Origin of the sequence: Geminicoccus flavidas (genome assembly GCF_009806515.1) — a bacterium.
Lineage (GTDB): Bacteria > Pseudomonadota > Alphaproteobacteria > Geminicoccales > Geminicoccaceae > Geminicoccus > Geminicoccus flavidus.
In genome coordinates, this window is the sequence record NZ_WUJP01000060.1 from 1 (window position 1) to 2,250 (window position 2,250).

Genomic DNA, 2,250 nt, shown 5'->3' on the forward strand with positions numbered 1-2,250 from the left:
TGGATCCTAGCGGCACGCAGTCGCCGCACCACCTCTTGGCCGTCCATATCGGGCAGACGCAGGTCGAGCACGATGATGTCGAAGTCGTAGAGCTTGGCCAGCTCGATCCCGTCTTCGCCGCGCTCGGCCGGTTCGATCACGATGTTCTCGCACTTGAGCGCGCTCTCCACGAGCTTGGCGGAAACCGGATCGTCCTCGATCACCAGCGCACGCATCGACTTCTCCACTGTTCTGAGCCCGCGACACCGTCTCGACGCCAGAGTAGCGTTGCTTTCTTAAACATTTGTTGATGGAAGCTCGCTTATCATCCGCTTCGTCAGGAGCCGCCGAGTGGGCCGCCCTGACACCACCAGATGAACCATGCAACCGCGGGTAGGGACAATCAGAAATTGAGCAGCGTTAAGAAATACAATCATATTGAGTATGCTGCCATAAATCTTAACAGGATTGTCGCAAGCCATGCCGGTCATGTCGAAAGTCTGCTGACACGTCTGGCGGAGCGTAGGAAGCCGATACTCGGTGGACGAGTGCGACGCTGTTGGTCGGGCAGCCTGTTGGTCGAGGGCCTGAACGACCGGGTCGGCATTGGCGACGTGTGCCGGATCGAGCAGCGCGCCCGCCCGGCCGGCATGTTCGTTCCCGAGGACACCATCCTCGCCGAGGTGGTGGGATTCGGTGTCGACGGTGTCCAGATGATCGCATTCGAGGAGGTGAACGGCGTCCGCTATGGCGCGAGGGTCCGCCCCGACCAGGCGCTGGGGCTGGTCCATCCAGCCAGGAGCTGGCTCGGCCGGGTGGTCGATCCGATGGGCATGCCGCTCGACGGCGGGGGCCCGCTGGAGCAGGGGCCGGTGGCCTATCCGCTCCAGGCACGCGCCGAGGCTGCCCTGGCGCGCCGGCCGATCGGGCGCCGGCTGGACCTCGGTGTGCGGGCGATGAACCTGTTCACTCCGTGCTGCGAGGGCCAGCGGCTCGGAATCTTCGCGGGCTCGGGCGTGGGCAAGTCGACTCTCCTGTCGATGATCGCCCGTCACAGCGACGCCGATGCGCTCGTGATCGGCCTGATCGGCGAGCGCGGCCGCGAGGTAGGCGAATTCCTGGAGCACACGCTCGGCGCCGAGGGCCGCCGGCGGAGCGTGCTGATCGCGGCCACCTCCGATCTCCCGGCGATGCTGCGCCGGCGCGCCGCCTACCTGACGATGGCGGTTGCCGAGGCACTGCGCGACCAGGGCCTGAACGTGCTCTGCCTGATCGACAGCGTCACCCGGTTCGCCATGGCGCTGCGCGAGATCTATCTAGCCGCCGGCGAGGGCCCGGCCACGCGCGGCTATCCGCCCTCGGTCTTCGCGGAGCTGCCGCGCCTGCTGGAGCGGGCGGGTCCGGGCAGCGGGGCCGGCAGCATCACCGGCCTGTTCAGCGTGCTGGTCGACGGTGACGACGATGACGAGCCGGTGAGCGACACGGTACGCGGCATCCTGGACGGCCACGTCATGCTCGCCAGGAACATTGCCGAGGCCGGGCGCTTCCCGGCGATCGACGTCCTGCGCTCCGTGTCGCGGACAGCACCCGGCTGCTATCGACCAGACGAGCGGGAATTGGTGGGCCAGGGTCGGGAGTTGATGCGGCGCTACGCGGACATGGCGGAGCTGATCCAGCTGGGTGCCTACCGGCAGGGCACCGATGCGGATATCGACGAGGCGATCCTGCGGCGCCCGGCACTGGAGGCGCTGCTGCGCCAGGAGGTCGACGAGCCCTGGTGGCCGGGGAATGAATTCACGACTCTGGCCCGGGCCCTGGGCCATGGCCTCCCGATCCCGGCGGCGGCATGAGCGGCCGTTCCATCCTCGAGGTGCTGGCTCGGCTGCGCCGCCAGGAACTCGACGCGACCCGGCAGGCGCTGACCCGGGCCGAACGGTCGATCGAGGCCAGCCATACGGAACGCCGCTCGGTCTGGCTGGCCGCAGACATGATGGCGCCCGAAGCTTCTGGTCACGCGCTGCATGCCCGTGGAACGCTGCTCGCAGCCGCCCGGGCTCGCTCGACCCAGCTCACCGGCGAAATCCTGAGCCTGGAGGCGCTGCGCGGCCGGCTCCTCGCAAAGGCCAGGCTCGATCTGGCCGACTGCCGGCAGATCGAGCTGGTCGCCGAGCGTCGCTCCCTGGCCGAGCGGCGTGCCCGACTGCTGCGCCAGCAGCACGCGGCGGATGAGCGGGCAATGCGCCAGGCTGCACCTTCCCACCCCGCAGCAGC

Annotated in this window: 3 protein-coding genes; 2 read left to right on the forward strand and 1 reads right to left on the reverse strand. The window is 68.3% G+C overall.

Going from position 1 to position 2,250, the window contains the following annotated elements:
* Positions 1 to 215, reverse strand: a 215-nt coding sequence (locus EQG76_RS01620) for a response regulator (protein ID WP_159710015.1), incomplete at its 3' end; no start/stop codon positions are given.
* Positions 216 to 389: 174 nt separating this feature from the next.
* Here EQG76_RS01620 and EQG76_RS01625 point away from each other — a divergent pair.
* Together EQG76_RS01625 and EQG76_RS01630 are read left to right on the forward strand one after the other, a co-directional pair.
* The gene (locus EQG76_RS01625) at positions 390 to 1,829 is read left to right on the forward strand and encodes a FliI/YscN family ATPase (protein ID WP_407925492.1); all 1,440 of its coding nucleotides are present in this window, start codon (positions 390 to 392) and stop codon (positions 1,827 to 1,829) included.
* The coding region (locus EQG76_RS01630) for a hypothetical protein (protein ID WP_159710019.1) at positions 1,826 to 2,250 on the forward strand (425 nt) is incomplete at its 3' end. The genes EQG76_RS01625 and EQG76_RS01630, both read left to right, overlap by 4 nt.